The following is a 21,832-nucleotide window of genomic DNA, read 5'->3' as shown; positions in this document are numbered from 1 at the left end:
CGTACTGATACTTGCCGGATGCTTTGAAGTATCTGTTCACAAGACTTTTCATGCGTAAAAGTGTCGGCTAGCCGCCCGAAGAAGCCGTATCTTCGGGCCAGCCTAATCCCAGGTTGGGTTGTGAAACTCTCGCTACCTGAATGGGTATTAGTAAATAGGCTTTATCTACTTTCGTTGTAGAGGCCTGTCGTTCAACTTAAAAGCTAACAGCTGTCAGCTCAAACCTATCAGCTCAAAAATCACGGCTCTTGCTGTTATCTGCTTCTCCCTGGTTGATTGGATTGTGCCTGCTGGTGGGCGCGGGCTACGCGGCGCTGCTCTACTCGGCCAAAGCGCCCTGGAGCGGGGCCGTAAACTACGCGCTGGCGGCCGTGCGCTTCGTGGTGGTAAGCTTCCTGTGCTTTCTGCTGCTTTCCCCCTTCCTTAAATCGACCACCACTACCACCGAGAAGCCAACCGTCGTGCTGGCCCTCGACGACTCGAAGTCGGTGGCGCTGTTTACGCCGCCGGCGGTACTGCAGCAGGCCACCACGGGCCTCACGCGGCTGGCCGAAACGTTACGCCAAAAGGGCTTTGCGGTGGAAACCCGCACGCTCGCGGCCACTGGCGCCACCCGGCCCGATTCGGTGCAGTTCCGGGCCCCGGCCACCAACCTCGACGGGCTGCTGGCCGGCATCGGCGAAACGTTTCAGGGCCGTAACCTGGCGGGCGTGGTGCTGCTCTCCGATGGCCTCGTGAACCAGGGACAGGCCCCCGAGTTTACCGACTACCGCTTCCCAATTTATACCCTGGGCGTGGGCGATACGATTCTGAAAAAGGATGTAAGCCTGCCCGCGCTTGGCTACAACCGATTGGCCTTCAGCGGCAACCAGTTCCCGATTGAAGCCGAGCTGGCCTACGATGGCTACGGGGCCGGCACTACGGCCACGGTGCAACTGCTGGAAAAAGGCCGGGTGCTGCAAACCAAACGCGTAGCCCTGCCAGCCGGGCAGCGGCGTACCAAAACCACGTTTCTGCTGACGGCCACCGGTACCGGCAAGCGCCGCTACGAGGTGCGGGCGGTTCCGCTGGCGGGCGAGTTCACACTGCTCAACAACGCCAAATTCGCCTACCTCGATGTAGTGAAGGGCAAGCTGCGGGTGCTGCTGGCCGGCGCTGCTCCTCACCCCGACCTCAAGGCCTTACGCGCCGCCATCCAGCAAAACAACAACTTCGACCTCATTACCTACCTGCCCGGCATCAGTCCGCTGAAAAACCAGGACTTCGACGTGGCCATTCTGCACCAGCTGCCGGCCCGCTCGGGCGTGGGCGCCGAGGTGCTGGCCCAGGTGGCCGCGCGCCGCGCGCCGGCTCTGTACGTGCTCGGCGCGCAGTCCGATTTCGGGGCCTATAACCGCCTGAGCACCGGCCTTACTGTGCAGCCCCGCGGCACGCAAACCGACGATGTAACGCCCGTGCCCAACCCGGGTTTCAACCGGTTTACTTTTGAAGATGATGCGCTACGGCGGTTTCTGGCCTATCCGCCGGTGCCGGTGCCGTTTGGCGAGGTAAAGCTGAGTGGCGGGGCCGAGGCGGCGTTGTGGCAGCAGGTGGGCCGCGTGGCTACCCAAAAGCCGCTGCTGGTTTTCGGCGGCACGCCTGCCCGGCGCCAGGCCACGCTGCTCACCGAAGGCAGCTGGCAGTGGCGCCTGCAGGAAGCCGTAGAGCACGACGACAAGCCCGAAGCCTACGACCGGCTGGTGCTGCGGACCCTGCAGCTGCTCACCCAGAACGCCAACCGCAAGCGCCTCGACGTGTACCCGACCCAGGATGCCTTCAACACATCTGACGACGTGACGTTTGGGGCCGAAACCTACAACGCCATCTTCGAGCGCACCTACGGCGAACCTGTCACGCTCACGCTCACCGACGAGCGGCAGAAAACCCGCACCTTCAGCTTTGCCCCTACCCCCGATGGCGCGCCCGTGCACCTGGGCGAGCTGCCGGCCGGCCTCTACCGCTACCGGGCCCGCGCCACGCTCGGTGGCCAGGCCCAGCAGGATGCTGGCGAAGTGTTGGTGCAAGAGCAGCAGCTCGAAGCCCTGCAAAGCCGCGCCGACCACAACCTGCTGGCCCAGCTGGCCCGTCGTAGCGGCCAGCGCCTCTACTTCCCCGCCCAAATCGACCAGCTAGCCCAGGACATTGAGAAGGCCGGCTACAAGCCCGTCATCTACGAGCAGGAAGACCTGAAAGACCTCATCAACCTGAAATGGCTGTTCTTCCTGCTCCTGGCCCTAATAACGGCCGAATGGGCCACCCGCAAGTACTCCGGCGGCGTGTGAGTTGATTGCCCGACGTAGGGGCGGGGCTTGCCCCCGCCCGCCGTTAAACGACCCTCGCCCGAATTATTCCAACGATAACGCCTCAATGGCGGGCGGGGACAAGCCCCGCCCCTACCTCTGCTTATGAAATACCTGCCCCTGTTCGCTACCATCCTGCTGTTCAGCGGCTGCGCGAAATCAACTGATAAAAAAGCCGAGCTGGCCGTGCAGGATTTCCTGCGCAACCGGGTTTCCACGGCCCGCAACTACGCGCCGGGCAAGTTTCGGCTGGAGCCATATACCCGCCGCGACTCGCTGCTGTACCTGGCCCAGATGGCCCAGCTCAGCGGCCAGCCCGCCCCGCCTGCCCCGACGGCCGCCGATACGGCCCGCATCGGCATTCTGGTTCATCACGACTACCGCGACCAGACGCCCGACGGCATCCTCATCCGCGACAGTGGCGAGTACGTGGTGCGCCCCAACGGCGAGGTGCGCCTGCTGATTGCCGAGAGCGTCCGCAAGCGCCGGCTGGCGCAGTAGCCGTACCTTTGTCCAACGCCATCCTGAGCTTGCGAAGGACCTGGTAAGAAGCTTACATCAATCGATAGCTTCTCACCAGATCCTTCGCAAGCTCAGGATGGCAGAATAGCTCCTAATTCACTGCTCCCCCATGCGCTACATCCTGCTCAACAAGCCCTACGAAGTTCTGACCCAGTTTACCGACGAAACCGGCCGGCAGACGCTTAAGGATTTTGTGGAGATACCCGAAATCTACCCCGTGGGCCGGCTCGATTATGACTCGGAGGGGCTGGTGCTGCTCACCGACGACAAGCAGCTGCAGCACCGGCTGTCGGAGCCGCGCTTCAAGGTGCCCAAAACTTATTGGGTGCAGGTAGAAGGCGAACCCACGCCCGAGGCGCTGGAGAACCTGCGGCGGGGCGTAGACCTGAAGACGGGCTACACCTCGGCCGCCGAAGTGGAGCTGCTGCCCCAGGCCCCCGAGCTGTGGGAACGGAGCAAGCCGGTACGCTTCCGGGCCGCCATCCCCACCAGCTGGCTGCAAATCCGCATTTCGCAGGGCATGAACCGGCAGGTGCGCAAAATGACGGCCGCCGTAGGCTACCCCACCCTGCGCCTGGTGCGGGCCGCCATTGCCGATATGGACCTGGGCGACCTACAGCCCGGCCAGTGGCGTGAGCTGACGAATACTGAAGTGCGCATCCTCACCGAGGACATGGCCGCCCAGACGGCCACGGCCGGCACTTTCAAAACGCCTAAAAACTCCGAGTACTGGCCCGGCGGCATTCCGCCCGGCGGCAAGAAAACCGGCGGCAACCGCGGCGGCTTCACGGCCCCCGGCACCAGGTCGGCAGACGCCAAGCCGGCAGGCACCAGACCGGCCGGTAGCAAACCTGGCCGGCCTGCTGGCGGCCCTAAGCCTGCGGGATTCAAACCAGCCAGCAGCCGGGCCGACGCGCCCACCCGGCCAGCGGGCAGCAAGCCCGCCGGGGGGAAATCGGCCGGTAGCCGGCCGGCCGGCGCCAGACCAGGTGGCGGCGGGGGCAACGGAAAAACCTTCGGCACGAAACCAACCGGCGGCAAACCCGGCAGCAAGCCCGGTACAGCGGGCGGCGGGCCCAAGCGGCGCGGCTAGTGCCGTGGCGGCGGCTGGTGCGGCGGGAGCTGTTGTCCGTAGCGCTGGGCTTTGTACTGCTGAACGTCGTGGCCTTTTTCCATGCCTGGCGCTTCACCCACTTTGTTGCCGAAGACGGTCAGAGAACCGATAGCCCGGAGCGCCTGACCCCGGCCGACAAGGTGTGGCTACTGGCCACCGGCGTACGCACGCCCAAGCCCCGCAACCACACCTTGCCCACGTTCCCGTACGCCACTGTGCAGCTACCCGGCCCCAACGGGCGGCTGGCCAGCTGGTATGGCGCGGTGCCGCGGGCCCGAGGCACGGTGGCGCTGTTTCATGGTTACACCAGCTCCAAAAGCCAGCTGCTGCACGAGGCCGGCTACTTCCGAAGCCTCGGCTACAACGTGCTGCTCACCGATTTTGCGGGCAGCGGCAACTCGGCGGGCTACCGCTGCACTGTGGGCTACCACGAGGCCGCCAACGTGGCGGCTGTGGTGCGCTGGCTGCAACGGAAACCGGGCCCGGTGTTCATCTACGCCAACTCGATGGGCGCAGTAGCCACCCTGCGGGCCGAGGCGCAACTGGGCATCCGGCCCACCGCCAACCTGCTCGAATGCCCCTATGGCTCGATGCTGGCTACTGCCCAAAGCCGCTTCCGCTCCATGGGCGTACCCGCCTTTCCGATGGCCAACCTGCTGGTGTTCTGGGGCGGCGCGGCCAACGGCTTCAACGCCTTCAACCTCGACGCCACCGCCTACGCCGCCCGCATAACTACGCCTACCCTCCTCATGTGGGGCGCCGCCGACCTGCGCGTCACCCGCACCGAAACTGCCGCCATCTTCGCCGCCCTGGCCGGCCCCAAACAGCGCCAGGACTTCTCTCGTTCGGGCCACGAGCCGTATTGGCGGCAGCATGAGGCGCTGTGGCAGCGCACGGTAGCGGGGTTTCTGAACAGGCAGTAGTCATGAAGCTTCCGCTTCGCGCTACTGCCGTTCAACAACTCATCAGGCTCAGCTCACCTGCCCGGCTGGCAGAAGTTCTGCCCTACGTATTCCCGTAGAAAGTCAGTCCGGCACGAAAACCGGCCGCGCATTCCCCAGAAATGACAATCTGTCATTCGAAACGAGCATTTTCGGGGCTGGTACGTCTCTTGTAAATACCGGTGCACGAGGGTTTCGGCCCTCTTTCAACTGACAACCTACTTTCTACTCCTACTCATAACATCATGGGCAAAATAATCGGTATTGACCTCGGCACCACCAACTCGTGCGTGTCCGTAATGGAAGGCAACGAGCCGGTGGTAATTCCAAACAGCGAAGGCCGCCGCACCACTCCCTCCATCGTCGCGTTTCTCGACAATGGTAAAGGCGAGCGTAAGGTGGGCGACCCCGCCAAGCGCCAGGCCATTACCAACCCCAACAACACCATCCAGAGCATCAAGCGCTTCATGGGCCGTAACTTCTCGGAAGTAACTGAGGAGACCAAAAACGTGCCTTATGAAGTAGTGGGTGGCACGAATGGCACGGTAGCCGTGAAAATTGGCGACCGGAACTATACGCCCCAGGAAATTTCGGCTATGGTGCTTCAGAAGATGAAGCAGACCGCCGAGGAGTACTTGGGCACCACGGTAACCGAAGCCGTCATTACGGTTCCGGCCTACTTCAACGATGCCCAGCGCCAGGCTACCAAGGAAGCTGGTGCCATTGCCGGCCTCGACGTGAAGCGCATCATCAACGAGCCCACCGCCGCCGCTTTGGCGTACGGCCTCGACAAGGACCATTCCAACCACAAGGTAGCCGTGTACGACCTCGGCGGTGGCACCTTCGACATCTCGATTCTGGAGCTCGACAACGGTGTGTTTGAGGTGTTGAGCACCAACGGCGACACCCACCTCGGCGGCGACGACTTCGACCAGGTGATCATCAACTTCCTGGCCGACCAGTTCGCCACGGAAAACGAAGGCCTCGACCTCCGCAAGGACGCTATGGCCCTGCAGCGCCTCAAGGAAGCTGCTGAGAAAGCTAAAGTAGAGCTGTCTTCGTCGTCGGAAACTGAAATTAACCTGCCTTACATCACCGCTACGGCTTCGGGCCCCAAGCACCTGGTGGTAAAGCTGAGCCGTGCTAAGTTCGAGCAGCTGGCCGATTCGCTGTTCAAGCGCAGCATGGAGCCCGTGAAAAAGGCCCTGCAGGACGCTGGCCTGAGCACTTCGGACATCGATGATGTGATTCTGGTAGGTGGTTCGACCCGCATGCCCCGCATCCAGGAAGAAGTGGAGAAGTTCTTCGGCAAGAAGCCCAGCAAGGGCGTGAACCCCGACGAAGTGGTAGCCATCGGCGCGGCCATTCAGGGCGGCGTACTCACCGGCGAGGTGAAGGACGTGCTGCTGCTCGACGTAACCCCGCTGAGCCTCGGCATCGAGACTATGGGCGGTGTGATGACCAAGCTCATCGAGTCGAACACCACGATTCCGACCAAGAAATCGGAGACGTTCTCGACGGCTTCCGACAACCAGCCAAGTGTGGAAATCCACGTACTGCAGGGCGAGCGGCCGTTGGCTTCGCAGAACCGCACTATTGGCAAGTTCCACCTCGATTCCATTCCGCCTTCGCCCCGCGGCGTTCCGCAGATCGAAGTAACCTTCGACATTGATGCCAACGGCATTCTGCACGTAACAGCCAAGGATAAAGGCACTGGCAAGGAGCAGAAAATTCGCATCGAAGCCTCGTCGGGTCTCTCCGACGCCGACATCGAGCGGATGCGTCAGGAAGCCCAGTCGAACGCCGAAGCCGATAAGGCCGAGCGCGAGAAAATCGAGAAGGTCAATCAGGCCGACTCCATGATTTTCCAGACCGAGAAGCAGATGACCGAGTACGGCGACAAGCTGAGCGCCGGCAACAAAACGGCCGTCGAAGACGCCCTCGCCGACCTCAAGAAGGCCCACGAGAGCAAGGACCTCGGTGCCATTGATACCGCTATGGCCGCCATCAACACGGCTTGGCAGGCTGCCTCGCAGGAGATGTACGCCCAGGGCGGTGCCGAAGGTGGCCAGCCCGGTGCCGACGGTGGCAACCCCTTCGGCGGTGCCGATGGGCAGCCCGGCGGCAACGGCCAGCAAGGTGCCAACTCCGACAACGTAACCGATGTAGATTACGAGGAAGTAGAAGGCAAGAAGTAAGCATCAATTCGCGCTTTCTGAAGTAACAGCGCTAATTTTTGGTATGTTTGAAAGGCCCGGAGCAAGCTGCTTCGGGCCTTTTTTTGTGCAGTTTGCAATCTTTGCCGTTAACCCAAAGTGGCACCCAAAGCATTTATCAATTCATTGTACAGTGTGTAGAGACGCGACCCATCGTGTCTAATCGTTGAACGGTTATTGTGCAGCGAGGAGGCGCGACGGGTCGCGTCTCTATACACCCTATAGCAACCCAAGAATCGCTCTAATACGCGGTGTTTTTACTCGTCTAACTTTACGCTATGGCCGATTTCATCATTATCGGAGCGGGCATCGGGGGCCTTGCCACGGCACACGCCCTGCTGAACCTGGGCCACGCGGTGCGGGTGTACGAGGCCGCGCCCGAACTCCGGCCAGTAGGTGCCGGCGTGGTGCTGGGGGCCAACGCCATGCGTGCACTCCACGAGCTGGGCCTGCACGACGCCGTGGCGGCGCTGGGCGCACCCGTGCGGCAGCTGCGCCTGCTCGACCAGCAGGGCCACGTACTGCAGGCCGCCGATACCAACGGGTTCACCCAGAAGCTGGGCTTCGAAAACGTGGGCATCCATAGGGCCGACCTGCAACGGGCGCTGCTGGCGGGCCTGCCGCCGGACACCGTGCAGCTGGGCACGGCTTTCGAGCAACTGCACGAAACCCCAGCCGGCGTGGCCGCCCACTTTGCCGACGGCACCGTGGCCCACGCCGATGCCCTGCTGGGTGCCGACGGGCTGAACTCGCGGGTGCGCCAACAGCTGTGGCCGGCAACCATGCCGCGCTACGCCGGCTACACCTGCTGGCGCGGCGTGGTTGATGCGAGCGTGCTGGGGCTGATGGCCGGCGAATCGGGGGAAACCTGGGGCCGGGCGGGCCGGCGGTTCGGTTACGTGCCGGTGGGCGGTGGCAGGGTATACTGGTTCGCCTGCCTCAACAGCGCCGAGCCGCGCAGCCCCCGCTTCCGGGATTACCGGGTGGCCGACCTGCAGCGCGAATTCGCCGGTTTCCATGCGCCGGTGCCCGCGCTGCTGGCCCTCACCCGCGACGACCAGCTACTCTGGAACGACATTCTGGACCTGCCGCCGCTGCCTCACTTCGCCTGTGGCCGGGTGCTGCTGCTCGGCGATGCGGCCCACGCCACCACGCCCAACCTGGGCCAGGGCGCGGGCATGGCCATCGAAGATGCCGCCGTACTGGCCCGCTGCCTTCACTCCTCCCCCACCGACTTACCTGCCGCTTTCCAGATATTCGAAAGGCAGCGCCGGCCCCGCACTGCCCGTATCGTCCGCACTTCCTGGCGGATGGGCCGCGTGGGACAGCTAGAGAACCCGCTGCTCATCCGCCTCCGCAACACCGTTATGCGCCTTTTGCCCGCCGCCGTCGGCCGTAGCCAGATGGCGTGGCTATATGAGGAATTGTAGCGTTGCGGCTTAAACATAAAGCCCGGTTCCTTTTCAGAAACCGGGCTTTATGTTTTAAGTCTGATACTTAAGCGGCAGCAGCCGTCTGGCCGTTTTCACGGTCATCAATGGCTTTCTTCAGCTTGGCAATAGCCTGGGTGGCACGCTCCTCGTCGAGGCGGTTGATGTTGAGCAGCATCTTGGTCTTCTCGGCGCGGGTAACTACCGGATGGTTGAGCAGGCGGATAATTTCCTCCTTCTGCGAGGCCGAAGCATAAGCCGGGGCCGATGACTCGGCAGCAGCAACCGACTCGGCGGGCACCGCCTTCATGGCCACGGGCGCGGCTGAAGCAGCCTGTGGAGCCGGAGCGGGCGTTTCGGCCACGATAGGCGTGTTGCCAGCGTAGTCCATCTCCTCGGCCGGGGTTGGCTCGTAGCCAGCGGCGCGGATAATCCAGGCCAGAATGTTGCGGTAAGCCTTGCCGATGGCGCGGGTCTGGGCCATGCTCATGATGGCAAATTCCTGGTAGAATTTCTTGCCCTGCTCTTTGTTAGAGCACACGGCGAAGCCGGCACCCACGGTCTGGCCGCTCTTCAGGTCGAAGAGAATTACCTTGGCCTGATACTTAATCTCCTGGTCGTTGCTGACGTTGATGACGTGCTCGACCACGGGCACGATGCCCAGACGCGAGCCGGCGTACTGCCAGCCTTCCACGTTCACAAACTCCTTGCCCTGCACGTTGGTCGTGAGCTTGTTCTCCTTAATAAATTTGGCCAGATCGGTAGCCAAGTGCAGTGTCTCGTCGGAGTGCGACAGGTCGTAGCTCTCAACTTTGGGCTTGCGAACGGGCTCTTTGGGGGCTTTGACTGCTTGGCTCATGGTGCTTTTCCGTTAGGTTCCTGTAATGACATAAATGCGTTCGGGTATATAACCGATACCCCACGCAATTAGTGCAAAAACTCACTAATTTTTATATAATTTTTATATCTGATTACCAGTTATTTATGAACATAATTTCCAATCTGATTAGTCACTACCATTTTTAGCTTGTACTAAGAAATGAAGGCTACCGATACCACTTGCACAATCAGTCCGAATACAGATGCCAGGGCACAAAAAAACGCCGGCGGGTGGCCGGCGTCTTCGTGCTATCTTCGGGCTGGCTATACGGCTGCTTAGTTATCCCCTTCCCAGATGTAACCGTCCTTCATCGTGATAGTGCGGTCGGCCATTTCGGCCAGCTGGTCGTTGTGCGTGACGATGACGAAGGTCTGGCCCAGTTCTTTGCGGAGCAGGAAGAAAATTTGGTGCAGCTCCTGGGCGTTCTGCGAGTCGAGGTTGCCCGAGGGCTCGTCGGCGAAGATGATTTCGGGGGAGTTGATGAGGGCGCGGGCTACGGCCGTGCGCTGCTGCTCGCCGCCGCTCATTTCGGAGGGCTTGTGGTCGGCGCGGCGCTCCAGGTTCAGCATGCCGAGCAATTCGCGGGCCCGCACCCGGGTTTCTTTCTCCGAGCGGCCCGCCAGATAGGCCGGCAGGCACACGTTTTCGAGGGCCGTGAATTCGGGTAGCAGGTTGTGAAACTGGAAGATGAAGCCGATGTGGCGGTTGCGAAACCGGGCCAGATCGGAGCGTCCCAGCGAGCTAACCGACTCGCCATCAAACAGCACCTCGCCCGAATCGGGATTGTCGAGCGTGCCCAGAATGTGCAGCAGCGTGCTTTTACCGGCTCCCGATGAGCCCACGATGGACACAATTTCCGATTTCTCGATGGTCAGGTCGATGCCCTTGAGCACTTCCAGCGTATTGTAGCTCTTGCGGACGTTGATGGCTTGCAGCAAAACGGGGCGGGGAACGGGGACAAAGAGAAGTACGGAAACAAATCTACGCAATGTCGGGCGTTGCAGTGGCATTGAGGGTGGGCCAGACGTATCTTCCCGGTTCCTATGCTGCTTATGCCCCTCCCCGCTTTCCGTTTTCCGCGCTGGCTGGGCGCGCTGTTACTGATAGCCGCCGGGCTGCTGGTGCTGGCGGCCAGCTGGTGGAGCTGGCCCCGCGCCGTGCCGGCCCCGCTCGTGCCGCCGGCCTCGGCAACTGCCCGGCCCGCCGGCCCACCGCCGCCCGATGGCCGGATGCGGGGTGTGAGCTGGGTGGGCACCGATTCGGTTTCAACCCTCGACCTGGAGCCGCTGACCAAGGCCGGCGTGACCTGGATTGCCCAGATGCCTTTTGGCTGGATGGCGGGCGCGACCGAGCCCTCCGTGCAGCTGCGCACCGGAGTGCCCAGCCGCCGCTACTGGGGCGAAAGCGACGCGGGCATCCTGTTCACGGCCCGGCGGGCGCGGCAGCGCGGCATCCGGACGCTGCTCAAGCCCCACTTGTGGCTGCGCGGCCCCGGCGGCAGTTGGGTAGGCGACATCAACATGACGTCCGAAGCCGACTGGCAGGCCTGGTTCAGCAGCTACTCGGCCTTCATCCTGCACTATGCCCGGCTGGCCGAAGCCGGCCAGCTGGACGCACTCTGCATTGGTACCGAGCTGGAGCGCACCGTAGGCCACGAGGCCGAGTGGCGGGCGCTTATCCGGCAAATCCGGCAGGTGTACCGCGGCCCGCTCACGTACGCTGCCAACTGGAGCGGCGAGTTCGAGCAGGTGAAGTTCTGGGATGCGCTGGACTTTATCGGCGTGCAGGCCTACTTCCCTCTCAGCACCGAACCCAGCCCCAAAAAAGCACAGCTGCTGGCCGGCTGGCGCGAGCCGCTACGCCGCATAGCCGCCGTACAGAAGCAGTACAACAAGCCCGTTGTGTTTACGGAAGCCGGCTACAAAACCACCGTCGACGCGGCAGCAAAGCCCTGGGAATGGCCCCAGAAGCTGGATGTGCTTACGCCCACCGACGAGGCCACCCAGGCGGCCTGCTACGCCGCCCTGTTCGAGACGTTCTGGCCCAAACCCTGGTTTAAGGGCATTTTTATCTGGAAGTGGTACCCCGGCCTGCAGCCCGACGGCCCCTCCCGCCGCCACGCCGACTTTACGCCCCAGCACAAGCCCGCCGAGCGCGTAATGAGCGAGTGGTTTTTGAAGGGTACGTAAGGAAACCAGGCGACGAAGTGACGAGGTGAAAAGAACGTCATTCAGCGCATACTGCGCTGAATGACGTTCTTTTCACCTCGTCACCTCATCACTGCCTTACCCCGAAACTTCCTCACGCCAGCACTTTATTACCTAACAATTCCTTATCTCCCATCAACTCCCAACTCAATTCTGCCTACTTTCGCGGTTAGAAACCACCCCCATAACTGACCTCTATGAACATTCACGAGTATCAGGGCAAAGACATTTTGAAACGCTACGGCGTGCGCATACAGGAAGGCATCGTGGCCAATACGGCCGAGGAGGCCGTTGCAGCTGCCGAAAAGCTCACCGCCGACACCGGCACCAGCTGGTACGTTATCAAGGCCCAGATTCATGCCGGTGGCCGCGGCAAAGGCGGTGGGGTGAAACTCGCCAAAAGCCTGGAACAGGTAAAGGAAATTGCCGGCCAGATCATCGGCATGCAGCTCGTAACCAAGCAAACCGGTGCCGAAGGCCGCAAGGTGCACAAGGTGCTTGTAGCGCAGGATGTGTACTACCCCGGCGAGTCGGAGACCAAGGAGTACTACATGAGCGTGTTGCTCGACCGGGCTACTGGTCAGAACGTTATTATCTACACCACCGAAGGCGGCGTGGACATCGAGGAAGTAGCCGAGGCGCATCCCGAGAAAATCCACCGCGAGCATATCGACCCGCGCGTAGGTCTGCAGGGCTTCCAGGCGCGCAAAATTGCTTTCAACCTCGGCCTGTCGGGTGAGGCGTTCAAGGAGATGGTGAAGTTCGTAACGGCCCTGTATAAGGCCTACGACGAAACCGATTCGGCCATGTTCGAAATCAACCCCGTGTTGAAGACCTCGGACAACAAGATCCTGGCCGTTGACGCTAAGGTGGACCTCGACGAAAACGCCCTCTACCGCCACAAGGACTTCATCGCCCTGCGCGACACCAACGAAGAAGACCCGTTGGAAGTAGAAGCCTCGGCCTCGAACCTGAATTATGTGAAGCTCGACGGCAACGTGGGCTGCATGGTAAACGGCGCTGGTCTGGCCATGGCCACCATGGACATCATCAAACTGAGCGGCGGCGAGCCGGCCAACTTCCTCGACGTAGGGGGAGGGGCCTCGGCCGAAACCGTAGAAGCCGGTTTCCGAATCATCCTGAAGGACCCCAACGTGCAGGCCATCCTGATTAATATCTTCGGTGGTATCGTGCGTTGCGACCGGGTAGCGAACGGTGTGGTAGAAGCCTACAAGAACATCGGCGACATCCGCGTGCCTATCATCGTGCGCCTCCAGGGCACCAACGCCGAAGAAGGTGCCCGCATCATCGACGAGAGCGGCCTGAAGGTCTACTCAGCCGTGCTGCTGAAGGACGCCGCCGAGCGCGTGAAGGAAGTACTGGCTAAGTAGAACTGCCTGACTTTCATAATTTTTGCTTACCAAAGAGCCCGCCTGGTTTTACCAGGTGGGCTCTTTGTTTGCGCCCGGGTCAACCTTGCCGCTCGTTTCGCGTTAACGCCAACTCTCCTTTATTGGCTTTAGCGTATGAAAAGTAAGATTTTACTCATTTCATTGTTTGCCACCAGTCTGGCTCTGCCAACTGTCGGCCAATTCCGGTTCGCAAGCCATTCCTTAGACCAGCCGATAATTGCCTACCAGACTGCCCCCGACTCGGTAGCCTACCCCCCGCTTTTCAGTTCGCCCGACTCAGCTTACTTAACCCGGTTTCGGGAAATGTTTGGTTTGGCCAATGTGGTTGCCTCAGAAAAAACCGATTTGGGTAGGGCCCGGGCAATGTGCCGATGGGTGTACTTCCGGCTGGAGCACGACGGCCGCCAGACATTCAAATCAACCGACGCCTTTGACATTCTACACGCAGCTCAGGCCGGAGAGTCGGTGCAATGCGTGGAATACGGGCTGGTGCTGGCCACGGCTTTGAATGCAGTGGGCATTCGAGCCCGGCCGCTGTACCTGAAGGCGGCCAACGTGCAGACCAAAGCCTCGGCCGCCGGCCACGCCCTGGCCGAAGCCTGGCTGCCCGACCAAGGCAAATGGGTAATGGTAGACGCCCAAGCCGATATCATTCCAATGCTCGGCCCCACTCCGCTCAATGCCATGGAGCTACAACAGGCCCTGCAGGCCGGCCGCCCCGAACTGACAGTGCTCAACTCTACCCGGGCTGGGGCCCGCTCCTACTTCCGGTGGGTAAGGCAGTATCTGTACTACTTCGACACTGTGCTCGACAACCGTTACGGTATCAGCAAATCATCGACCGGGCTGATGCTTGTGCCATCCGGGGCGCATAAGCCTACTATATTTCAGCGCACTACCCGTATCCGCAATATGCGCTACACCAGTTCGGCAGCTACCTTCTACGCTTCGCCGGTTGCCAACGAGCGAATAGCACAGTCGGGCTTCGGGGAGTCGCCGGTTCATTAGTCTCCAGTTCGTAGTTTTATTATCTGGCGCGTTTAACGCCGAACGGCCCGGAATCCAGTGAGGACTCCGGGCCGTTTGGTATTTAACGCAGCGAGAGCTACTTCTGGCTGGCTACGCCGGCATTGTCTTCGGCTTTCAGGGAAATAGCTTTGCCTTTCACGCGCAACTCCACTTCCATATTGCCGCGGGTACCTACCGAGTAGGGGCAGATGGTATGGGCCTGACGCACCATATCCACGCTCTTCTGCTCATCAAAGGCTTTCAGATCTACATCAAGAATAGCTGACAGACCATAGGCTTCGCCCTCCTGGAAAAGCGAGACGGAGCATTTCACTTCGGTGTTGGGGTCGAGCTTGTCGCCGGCACGTTGGGCAATAACGAGCAATGCCTGCTGGAAGCACGAGGAGTAGCCGGCAGCGAACAGCTCTTCGGGGTTGGTGGCGTTCTTTTTGCCGCCCAAGCCCTCGGGAACCGACATTTCGAGGTCGATGATGCCGGTGGCGGAACGGACGTGGCCGCTACGGCCGCCTACTGCGGTGGCGTCGGCGGTATAGAGAGTCTTTTTTTCGGTACTTGCCATAAGAAGGAATAGCTGGTGAGAAAGAGGTTTGGCTAATTAACTGCCTAGCCCGCCGGAAGGTTACTCGGCAGGGGTATAGGATTTCGCAGAAAAAGCGGAAACAGGTTTGGCAAAGGCGCTTTTTCTCTCTAGTTTTGCGGCTCCCAAACGGGTTGCGTAGTACAACGGATAGTATGGGAGCCTCCGAAGCTCTAGATCTAGGTTCGATTCCTAGCGCGACCACATAAAGCCCTCTGCCTGAACGCAGAGGGCTTTTTTCATGCCCCTCATACAGGAAATGTATCCTTTATGCAAGATGCGCCGTACAAGGCGGGCGTTTACCTCGACGGTACGCCTAGCTTCATCTCCTACTAAATTGACTACCTATGAATAAGTACATGCTTTCTGTTTTGGCCCTCTCTTTTACCCTCAGCGCCGGCTCGGTCTTGGCCCAGGGTACGATGACCAAGAAATCGGACGACGAAAAAACCAAGGTCACGACCGAAGACGGGATGATGACCAAAACCAAAGTAGCCGACGACGGCAAAACCAAAGTAAAGGGCAAAACGCCTCGTGGCGGCAAGATGAAGGCCACTACCAAGCCCCGCGAAGGAGCCGACATGGCTGACATGAACATGAGCAAGTCGGCCGGAGTGATGGTGGGTGGAGCCATGATGACACCTGACAAGGACATCGTGGACAACGCCGTTAACTCTTCCGACCATACCACGCTGGTAGCGGCCGTGAAGGCTGCCGACCTGGTGAACACGCTGAAGAGCGACGGGCCGTTTACCGTATTTGCTCCTACCAACGCCGCTTTCGATAAGCTGCCGGCTGGCACTGTGAACACGCTGGTAATGCCCGAAAACAAGGCTACGCTCACCACCATTCTTACCTACCACGTAGTGCCCGGCCGCCTATTGGCCGCCGACCTGAAGGATGGCCAGACTCTGACGACCGTGCAGGGCGAGACCCTGATGGTACACCGTACCGGTAACATGGTGATGCTGCACGACGCCAAGGGCGGAAAAGCCACTGTAACGGTAGCCGATGCAGTATCGAAGAACGGCGTTACACACGTTATCGATACGGTACTGATGCCTGCTAAGTAAGGTATTCGATAACCCTGACAATTGCCAAAGCGCCCGTCCCTGTATAGGGTCGGGCGCTTTTTTTGTTTGGACTGACAAGCATGATACGCCTTTGAAAAAGCATCAGCAGTGGGTTGTTTGCGGGCGGAAAATCTTTACCGATCTTTACAGACAGTTTAGCTTTCCACCCTTTTTACTGCTTGATGAAACACTTTTTCGCCTGGATGTTGACCACCATACTGTGCGTGGGCCTGGGAACAGCCTCGGCCCAGACTATGCCCGCGGCCCCGCCCACCAGCCTGCAGGGCCAGAGCCTGAAGGACTGGCTACGCCAGAATTGGTACGACGGCAAGCGCGTGGAACTGGACTACAGCACCGCCCGCGGCAAGATGTACAACTACGTAGACAACCAGAACGGGCAGCTCGTGTGCGTGTACTCGGGTTACACCGAAACCGTACGGTTCGACTCAACCGCTACCAGCCCCAGCGTGGTTAGCCGCATCAATACCGAGCACACTGTGCCGCAGTCGTGGTTTGATGAGCAGGTACGCATGCGCACCGACATTCACCACCTGTTCCCGACGTTCATCACCTGGAACTCCGACCGCGGCTCTGATCCGTTTGCGGAAATTCCGGACAACCAGACCACCAAGTGGATGCGCGGTGCCAGCAGTCAGACGACGGTTCCAACCACCAACATCGACGAGTACAGTGAGGATACCAACTCGTTGTTTGAGCCCCGCGAAGACCATAAGGGCAACCTGGCGCGGGCTATTTTTTACTTCTACACCATGCACCAGGGTCAGCGGTTCGACTCGGGAAAGGACGTAATTACGGCTGCGGCCGACCTGAACACGCTTTACCAGTGGCACCAAGCCGACCCGGTAGATGCCCGCGAGCGGGAGCGTAACCGCCGCGCCGCCAAAAGCCAGGGCAACTTCAACCCGTACATCGCCTACCCCGACCTCGTGGCCCGCGCCTGGGGCTTCCAAGTGCTGCCGACTTTCGCGTTTGCTACCGCTACCGGCAGCATTGCCGAGGGCAACAGCGGCACCAGCACCTACACGACCAGCGTCACCATCAGCCCCACTCCCACTGCCCCGCTTACGGTGCAGCTGAGTTTGGCTGCTACAACCTCTACGGCCACCAGCGGCCAGGATTTTGTCTTCACTTCGCCTCAGACGCTGACCTTCGCGGCTGGCCAGACCACCCAGCCGATAACCGTAACCATTAATGGCGACCTGACGCCTGAGGCCGATGAAACCGTGGTACTGGCCCTTACTAACCCTTCTGCCGGCGCGGCCGTGGGCGGCCCGGCCCAGCACGAGCTGACCATTCTCAATGATGACGGCGCGGCCCCAACCATTCAGTTCGCTGCCGCCAAAGGCAGCCTAACCGAAGGCAATGCCGGTTTCAGCACCTATACCGTGAATGTTACGCTGTCCGGCGCTGCCCCCACGGCCGCCGTTACGATTCCGGTAACAGTGCAGGCGGCCGGCACCACCGCCACCACGCCCGCCGACTATACCCTGACGACGACCAGCCTCACCTTCGCGGCTGGCCAGGTAAACCAGACCCAGACCGTAACCCTCACCGTGGTAGGCGACCTGTTGGCAGAGTCCAACGAAACGGTGTTGCTGGCCCTCGGTACGCCCACCACGGGCGGCGCAGTGCTCGGTCCTCTCCGCACCCACGAGCTAACTATCCTCAACGATGACGTAGCGCCGCCCACCGCACCCTGCACTACGTTGTTCTTCTCGGAATACATTGAGGGACTGGCCAGCAACAGCAAAGCCGTTGAAATCTATAACCCTTCGATTTCTCCCATCGATCTGGAGGGCATTTCGGTGCGCCTGTTTGCCAACGGCTCTACCAACGCCACGGCCACGGTTACGCTCAGCGGCACCATCGCACCCGGCGACGTGTACGTGATTGCCAACACCGGCGTAGCCTCGCCCATCGTTAAGGCACAAACTGATCTGGAGTCGAATCTGGGATTCTTCAATGGCGATGATGCGCTATTGCTAATGGACGGCACCGACACGCTCGATATTATTGGTGTAATCGGGCAGCAGCCAACCGGTGGCTGGCAGTTGCCGGGCGGTGGTAGCACCACCAACGCCACCCTCGTGCGCAATGCTGCCGTGAACCAGGGACAGAAGCGCTGGACCAACGCGCGGGCCGAATGGACTTTTGCGGGCACTGATGTGTACGACAACATCGGGCGCCACACCAGCAACTGCGTAACCATTACGAGCACCACCAGCGCAGCCCGTTTGGGCGAGGGCCTGGAGGTATTCCCGAACCCGGCCACTGGCCGCCTGCAGGTGCGCCTGCCGCAGCTGAAAGGCCGGCAGGCAGCTACTATCAGCGTATACAATATGCTGGGCCAGCAGGTACTCAGCCGCAGCCAGCCGCTATCGGCTGCCGAGGTAGCTACGCTCGATGTGCAGCTGCTGGCCGAAGGACTGTACCTGTTGCGCGTAACCGCCGACGGTGTAACCTACACCAGCCGCGTGGAAGTGCGCCGGTAAAAGCGCCCGCCGTTCCGGCAAGCAAAAAGCCCCTGACGTCTTACCGACATCGGGGGCTTTTTGCTTGCCGGAACGGCAGGTTCAATCTGGTTCTAGCCTGCCTCGGCCAAATCCTGGTAATCGGGATGCTGGGCAACGTAACCGGCCATGAAGGAGCAGGTAGTGCGCACTTTCAGCTTTTTCTCGCGGGCGTAGGCCAGGCCGGCTTTGGCCAGCTCGTCGCCGATACCCTGGCCACGTAGCTCTTCCTCCACAAAGGTGTGGGTGAAATCGATGACGTCTTTGGCAGGCAGGCTGTAGGACAGCTCGGCCGAGTGGCCATCCTGAGACACGGTAAATTGCTGGTTTTCGGGCTCGTGCTGAATTGGGAGAGACATAGAAGAAACAAAAGAAGGAAAGAATAGGCAGCGGCTCCGGCGCAAGCACAACCGGACACCGCCATTTCCTGAAAGTTTACGTATGAATAGCAACGACGGCCATCTGCGCCTCCGTTTCCCGTTTATTCTCCCCTACTCTTTCCCTTTTTATGTCGACCACCCCAACCAACCCTACCGATCCTTCCCGCGACCCTTCCAAAGCTCATCATGACGCCCCCAAATACGGCGAATTCGGCCACCCCGACAGCCCCAGCCAGCCGGTTAGCGAGGACGAGAGTGTAACTAAAGGCGGCGAGTCGGCTCCTTCGGTGGCCTTTGCCGAGCAGCGCGGTAGCGCCCCGCAGAACCTCGATTCCGACGCCGTACACCAGGCTGAAGATGCTGAGTATGAAGAACAACGCGAAGGGTGGGCCAAAGACGACCCGCGCTACGGCGGCGGCACCCGTAACTGGCCTACCGCCGAGCCCGCCAACCGCACCAAAGCCCCGGCTTCTGATGCTGCCGAGGAAAGCAATACCAACGTGGGTACCAACGACAACCCCGACGAATTCAGCGCTCTGCGCGCCGACAACGGCCGCGGCATTCCCGGCTCGGGCAAGGAAAACGAAATGCCGAACAACGACTAAGGACGCCGCGCCTTTTTCTTCACTCCAGACCCACTTCGAGATGAGCACTGATAAAAAGAACGAATCCGACGAAAACCTGAACCAGGACCCTGCCGCCGCCCTCGACGCCAAGAACAGCAACCTAACCGAGGAGCAGCGCAAACACCGCGAGGAGTTGTATGGCTACAAGCGCGACGAGGAAGGCACGCTCGACACGAGCACCCAACTCGAAAACGCTATGTCGGGCACGCCCAGCGGTGCTACCACCGGCCCCGATCCTGATACCGAATCGACTACCGATGAGCTTCGCATCACCGGCTTCAACAACCCGATAAACGACAACAACCGCTGAGCCAGCTAAGCGGCCTTTGTTCCGGCCCCTTTGCCCGCGTGGCGAAGGGGCCTTTTTGGTGGGTTGCTATCATGCACCTGATACTGAACCCGGTAGAGGCCGCCATCCGGTTACATCACGAGGCTTTATCTGTCAGTTGAGCTGGCTTAATCGGCTACCTCACAGAGCCAGGGCTTACGCACAAGCGACTGTAGGCATGTAGCAAAAAGCGCCAGTCCCATTGAATAAGCCCTCAGCGTAAGCAAGGCCCCACCAAAGCAGCCTGCACTCACAGCGAAGTGCAGATGTACTGAATTCTAAGTATATAGAGGTTGCCATGCCGGTGGCTGGCTTTGTTCGGTTTCACCGCCCGCTCATTGCAGACGGCTTTTTCTCACCCCTTTCCCCTTAGCGCGATGACCGCTCCGTTACTTGTCCTGACCGATTTCAGTCCGGACGCCGACCTGGCCCTGCGCCACGCTACCGCCCTGGCAGCACTGCTGAAAGCGCCATTACTGTTGCTGTATGTACGCCGCGAGAGCCTGCTCGATCCGGAAGCTTTAACTGGCAGCATCCGTCATCTAAACGAGGAGCAGATTGCCGCCGCTTTCGCCGAGCGTACGGCGGGCCTGTCGGTGCCCGTCGTCACCGAATCGGTGAATGACCGCCTGCCAGAGGCCTTGGCGGCGGCCGTACAGAAGTACGCGCCGGCCCTGGTAGTGTTAGGCAAGCCCGACACGCAGCAAACGCCCGACCAGTTGGTGAGCACCACGGCTCTGAATCTGCTACGCTCTACCAATACGCCGCTGTTGGTAATTCCGCTGCCGGCCAACGACCCGGTTCTGCCCCGGCATCTGCTGGTGGCCCTCGATGGGGAGCCGTTCAGCTTTGCCACTCCCCCAGTCGGGGTACAGGAGCTGTTGCGCGAGCTGCAGCCCCGCCTCACGGTTTGCCATGTGGCCTCCAACGCAGAAGCCGAGTCAGTACCCGCGCACGACATCCTGGCCGGAAGCGGGCTACTGGACGGCCTCGACCTACCGGTCGAAACGCACACCGTACTTGACTCCGATGTGCCAGCTGGCATTCTGCGAGCTGCCACCGACGTGCAGGCCGACTGGTTAGTACTGCCGGCGCGGCGGCGCAGCTTCTGGGGCCAGCTGTTCAACCAGAGCGTTACGGCGCAGGCAGTATTGCACAGCTCCCGGCCCGTACTATTGCTTCCAACTTCTTGATTTTTTTAAGGTATCAGCTGTTCAGGAGGTTCTTGCTACTGTGAAAACGTCATGGTTGTCGGCGACAAAGACAGCCACCGTAAGACCCGGCTCAAGGAAGGAAACCAGTTTGCCACCGAGCTCGACCACATGACCGAGTTCGTACTCGAAAACAAAACGCCCCACCCCCGGCGAAGAGGGCCTGCGCGAAATCCGCCTCGTACACGCCATCTACGAGGCCGCCCCGACAAAACAGTACAAGTGTAGTTATAGCGGAGCAGCACAAGCCTACACTGCTGATTAGTAGGTTACGGTGTAGTTAGCAGTGGTACCAGCGGGGATGAACAACGAGTCAATAGTGCGTTCGGTGATGCCGTTTTTGTCTTTAAAACTCCTCACTATTATGGGCAGGTCGCCAGCTATTGGCAGAGGGTTTTCGAGCGGCAGCCCAGCCCAGGATATTAAGGAACCGCCACCTAGAGACTGCGGGTTGAACGCAATGGAAGTACCATAGCTGTTGTTGAAGCTAGATGCAAAGTAATTGGTGGAAACGGCCGCCGGGTTGGTAATGGAGAGCCGAACAAACGCCTTGCGAGGAATTAAATAGTCAGAAAGCCTATAAGTAGTATCCCTTTTGATTTTGTGAATAGCCTGGCTGGGTTCACCAATTACATAGAAATCCTGTTTATTGGCCAGGTAATTTATCACGAAGAAGCCCTCCGCCAGCTCTTCGTCCTTGACGAAAAAGGTCAGTCTATAATTACCATTGGCATCGGAGGTAGTACGAGCTTTGGTTTTTCCTTGGGGAAAGGGAGCACCATAGTGCCACTCTGCTTCTACAGTAGTATTCGGCAGAGCTTGTTGCCCATCCGAGGTAACCAAACGTCCTGTTACCGTGGTGCAGGAGCCCAGGCAGTCCTCAATCTCGTCCTTTCGGGCGCAACCAGTAACTAGTAAGGTAAGCGCTGCTAATGTCAAGTAAGTCGCTTTCATAGCGTTTCCGGAATGTTAGAGAGAAGCAGGTAGAAATAACGCGCTACGTTAACCGAGTTATC

At 60.2% G+C, this 21,832-nt stretch carries 19 protein-coding genes and 1 tRNA gene; 15 read left to right on the top strand and 5 right to left on the bottom strand.

Going from position 1 to position 21,832, the window contains the following annotated elements:
* The first annotated feature begins 272 nt into the window (after positions 1 to 272).
* The 6 genes from HW554_RS17485 to HW554_RS17460 all read left to right on the top strand — a co-directional run bounded on the left by HW554_RS17485 (position 273) and on the right by HW554_RS17460 (position 8,562).
* The gene (locus tag HW554_RS17485; RefSeq protein WP_246285442.1) at positions 273 to 2,321 is read left to right on the top strand and encodes a VWA domain-containing protein; all 2,049 of its coding nucleotides are present in this window, start codon (positions 273 to 275) and stop codon (positions 2,319 to 2,321) included.
* A 123-nt stretch (positions 2,322 to 2,444) separates the two neighbouring features.
* Complete coding sequence (locus HW554_RS17480; protein WP_176909860.1) at positions 2,445 to 2,840, top strand: hypothetical protein; 396 nt, start codon at positions 2,445 to 2,447, stop codon at positions 2,838 to 2,840.
* Positions 2,841 to 2,970: 130 nt separating this feature from the next.
* Positions 2,971 to 3,954, top strand: coding sequence for a pseudouridine synthase (locus HW554_RS20425; protein WP_218134770.1), 984 nt, complete (start codon positions 2,971 to 2,973; stop codon positions 3,952 to 3,954).
* Between the two features lie 68 nt (positions 3,955 to 4,022).
* Positions 4,023 to 4,898, top strand: coding sequence for an alpha/beta hydrolase (locus HW554_RS17470; RefSeq protein WP_176909859.1), 876 nt, complete (start codon positions 4,023 to 4,025; stop codon positions 4,896 to 4,898).
* Positions 4,899 to 5,161: 263 nt separating this feature from the next.
* Positions 5,162 to 7,114, top strand: coding sequence for a molecular chaperone DnaK (dnaK, locus tag HW554_RS17465; RefSeq protein WP_176909858.1), 1,953 nt, complete (start codon positions 5,162 to 5,164; stop codon positions 7,112 to 7,114).
* Positions 7,115 to 7,410: 296 nt separating this feature from the next.
* On the top strand, positions 7,411 to 8,562 hold the full coding sequence (locus HW554_RS17460) for an FAD-dependent monooxygenase (protein ID WP_176909857.1): 1,152 nt from the start codon (positions 7,411 to 7,413) through the stop codon (positions 8,560 to 8,562).
* A 67-nt stretch (positions 8,563 to 8,629) separates the two neighbouring features.
* Here the strand turns inward: HW554_RS17460 and HW554_RS17455 are convergent, their stop codons facing one another.
* Positions 8,630 to 9,421, bottom strand: coding sequence for a hypothetical protein (locus HW554_RS17455; protein ID WP_176909856.1), 792 nt, complete (start codon positions 9,419 to 9,421; stop codon positions 8,630 to 8,632).
* A 296-nt stretch (positions 9,422 to 9,717) separates the two neighbouring features.
* Positions 9,718 to 10,380 carry an ABC transporter ATP-binding protein gene (locus tag HW554_RS17450; RefSeq protein ID WP_092740471.1) on the bottom strand — a complete coding sequence of 221 codons (663 nt, stop codon included), beginning with the start codon at positions 10,378 to 10,380 and terminating at the stop codon, positions 9,718 to 9,720.
* Positions 10,381 to 10,494: 114 nt separating this feature from the next.
* Between HW554_RS17450 and HW554_RS17445 the strand changes: the two genes are divergently transcribed.
* The 3 genes from HW554_RS17445 (at position 10,495) to HW554_RS17435 (ending at position 14,069) form a co-directional block, all read left to right on the top strand.
* Positions 10,495 to 11,631, top strand: coding sequence for a glycoside hydrolase family 113 (locus HW554_RS17445; RefSeq protein ID WP_176909855.1), 1,137 nt, complete (start codon positions 10,495 to 10,497; stop codon positions 11,629 to 11,631).
* Between the two features lie 215 nt (positions 11,632 to 11,846).
* Positions 11,847 to 13,040, top strand: a complete 1,194-nt coding sequence (gene sucC, locus HW554_RS17440; protein WP_176909854.1) for an ADP-forming succinate--CoA ligase subunit beta — start codon at positions 11,847 to 11,849, stop codon at positions 13,038 to 13,040.
* Positions 13,041 to 13,364: 324 nt separating this feature from the next.
* Positions 13,365 to 14,069 (top strand): transglutaminase-like domain-containing protein, encoded by a 705-nt coding sequence (locus HW554_RS17435; RefSeq protein WP_176909853.1) that lies wholly within the window; start codon positions 13,365 to 13,367, stop codon positions 14,067 to 14,069.
* A 97-nt stretch (positions 14,070 to 14,166) separates the two neighbouring features.
* Here HW554_RS17435 and HW554_RS17430 read toward each other — a convergent pair whose 3' ends face one another.
* Positions 14,167 to 14,649 carry an Ohr family peroxiredoxin gene (locus HW554_RS17430; protein WP_176909852.1) on the bottom strand — a complete coding sequence of 161 codons (483 nt, stop codon included), beginning with the start codon at positions 14,647 to 14,649 and terminating at the stop codon, positions 14,167 to 14,169.
* A 150-nt stretch (positions 14,650 to 14,799) separates the two neighbouring features.
* Between HW554_RS17430 and HW554_RS17425 the strand changes: the two genes are divergently transcribed.
* From HW554_RS17425 to HW554_RS17415, 3 genes are all read left to right on the top strand, one after another.
* Positions 14,800 to 14,871: transfer RNA gene (locus HW554_RS17425), tRNA-Arg, on the top strand.
* A gap of 377 nt (positions 14,872 to 15,248) precedes the next feature.
* Complete coding sequence (locus HW554_RS17420; RefSeq protein ID WP_246285444.1) at positions 15,249 to 15,740, top strand: fasciclin domain-containing protein; 492 nt, start codon at positions 15,249 to 15,251, stop codon at positions 15,738 to 15,740.
* A 182-nt stretch (positions 15,741 to 15,922) separates the two neighbouring features.
* Positions 15,923 to 18,253 carry an endonuclease gene (locus tag HW554_RS17415; protein ID WP_176909851.1) on the top strand — a complete coding sequence of 777 codons (2,331 nt, stop codon included), beginning with the start codon at positions 15,923 to 15,925 and terminating at the stop codon, positions 18,251 to 18,253.
* Between the two features lie 92 nt (positions 18,254 to 18,345).
* Here HW554_RS17415 and HW554_RS17410 read toward each other — a convergent pair whose 3' ends face one another.
* Positions 18,346 to 18,630 (bottom strand): GNAT family N-acetyltransferase, encoded by a 285-nt coding sequence (locus HW554_RS17410; protein WP_176909850.1) that lies wholly within the window; start codon positions 18,628 to 18,630, stop codon positions 18,346 to 18,348.
* A 149-nt stretch (positions 18,631 to 18,779) separates the two neighbouring features.
* Between HW554_RS17410 and HW554_RS17405 the strand changes: the two genes are divergently transcribed.
* The 3 genes from HW554_RS17405 (at position 18,780) to HW554_RS17395 (ending at position 20,798) form a co-directional block, all read left to right on the top strand.
* Positions 18,780 to 19,256, top strand: a complete 477-nt coding sequence (locus tag HW554_RS17405; protein ID WP_176909849.1) for a hypothetical protein — start codon at positions 18,780 to 18,782, stop codon at positions 19,254 to 19,256.
* A 40-nt stretch (positions 19,257 to 19,296) separates the two neighbouring features.
* Positions 19,297 to 19,587, top strand: a complete 291-nt coding sequence (locus tag HW554_RS17400; protein ID WP_176909848.1) for a hypothetical protein — start codon at positions 19,297 to 19,299, stop codon at positions 19,585 to 19,587.
* Between the two features lie 395 nt (positions 19,588 to 19,982).
* On the top strand, positions 19,983 to 20,798 hold the full coding sequence (locus HW554_RS17395; RefSeq protein ID WP_176909847.1) for a universal stress protein: 816 nt from the start codon (positions 19,983 to 19,985) through the stop codon (positions 20,796 to 20,798).
* 279 nt (positions 20,799 to 21,077) lie between these two features.
* Here HW554_RS17395 and HW554_RS17390 read toward each other — a convergent pair whose 3' ends face one another.
* Complete coding sequence (locus HW554_RS17390) at positions 21,078 to 21,770, bottom strand: carboxypeptidase-like regulatory domain-containing protein (RefSeq protein WP_176898382.1); 693 nt, start codon at positions 21,768 to 21,770, stop codon at positions 21,078 to 21,080.
* Positions 21,771 to 21,832: the final 62 nt, after the last annotated feature.

The sequence above is a fragment of the Hymenobacter lapidiphilus genome, assembly GCF_013377885.1.
Lineage (GTDB): Bacteria > Bacteroidota > Bacteroidia > Cytophagales > Hymenobacteraceae > Hymenobacter > Hymenobacter lapidiphilus.
This window is presented reverse-complemented; position numbering and strand designations above follow the sequence as displayed.

Excerpts from the sequence above, each read along its gene's own strand:
- HW554_RS17480 (WP_176909860.1), top strand. The coding sequence starts at position 2,445 with ATGAAATACCTGCCCCTGTTCGCTACCATCCTGCTGTTCAGCGGCTGC.
- HW554_RS17435 (WP_176909853.1), top strand. The coding sequence starts at position 13,365 with ATGTTTGGTTTGGCCAATGTGGTTGCCTCAGAAAAAACCGATTTGGGT.
- HW554_RS17460 (WP_176909857.1), top strand. The coding sequence starts at position 7,411 with ATGGCCGATTTCATCATTATCGGAGCGGGCATCGGGGGCCTTGCCACG.
- HW554_RS20425 (WP_218134770.1), top strand. The coding sequence starts at position 2,971 with ATGCGCTACATCCTGCTCAACAAGCCCTACGAAGTTCTGACCCAGTTT.
- HW554_RS17445 (WP_176909855.1), top strand. The coding sequence starts at position 10,495 with ATGCCCCTCCCCGCTTTCCGTTTTCCGCGCTGGCTGGGCGCGCTGTTA.
- dnaK (WP_176909858.1), top strand. The coding sequence starts at position 5,162 with ATGGGCAAAATAATCGGTATTGACCTCGGCACCACCAACTCGTGCGTG.
- HW554_RS17420 (WP_246285444.1), top strand. The coding sequence starts at position 15,249 with ATGGCTGACATGAACATGAGCAAGTCGGCCGGAGTGATGGTGGGTGGA.
- HW554_RS17415 (WP_176909851.1), top strand. The coding sequence starts at position 15,923 with ATGAAACACTTTTTCGCCTGGATGTTGACCACCATACTGTGCGTGGGC.
- HW554_RS17455 (WP_176909856.1), bottom strand. The coding sequence starts at position 9,421 with ATGAGCCAAGCAGTCAAAGCCCCCAAAGAGCCCGTTCGCAAGCCCAAA.
- HW554_RS17400 (WP_176909848.1), top strand. The coding sequence starts at position 19,297 with ATGAGCACTGATAAAAAGAACGAATCCGACGAAAACCTGAACCAGGAC.
- HW554_RS17405 (WP_176909849.1), top strand. The coding sequence starts at position 18,780 with ATGTCGACCACCCCAACCAACCCTACCGATCCTTCCCGCGACCCTTCC.
- HW554_RS17390 (WP_176898382.1), bottom strand. The coding sequence starts at position 21,770 with ATGAAAGCGACTTACTTGACATTAGCAGCGCTTACCTTACTAGTTACT.
- HW554_RS17395 (WP_176909847.1), top strand. The coding sequence starts at position 19,983 with ATGACCGCTCCGTTACTTGTCCTGACCGATTTCAGTCCGGACGCCGAC.
- sucC (WP_176909854.1), top strand. The coding sequence starts at position 11,847 with ATGAACATTCACGAGTATCAGGGCAAAGACATTTTGAAACGCTACGGC.
- HW554_RS17410 (WP_176909850.1), bottom strand. The coding sequence starts at position 18,630 with ATGTCTCTCCCAATTCAGCACGAGCCCGAAAACCAGCAATTTACCGTG.
- HW554_RS17430 (WP_176909852.1), bottom strand. The coding sequence starts at position 14,649 with ATGGCAAGTACCGAAAAAAAGACTCTCTATACCGCCGACGCCACCGCA.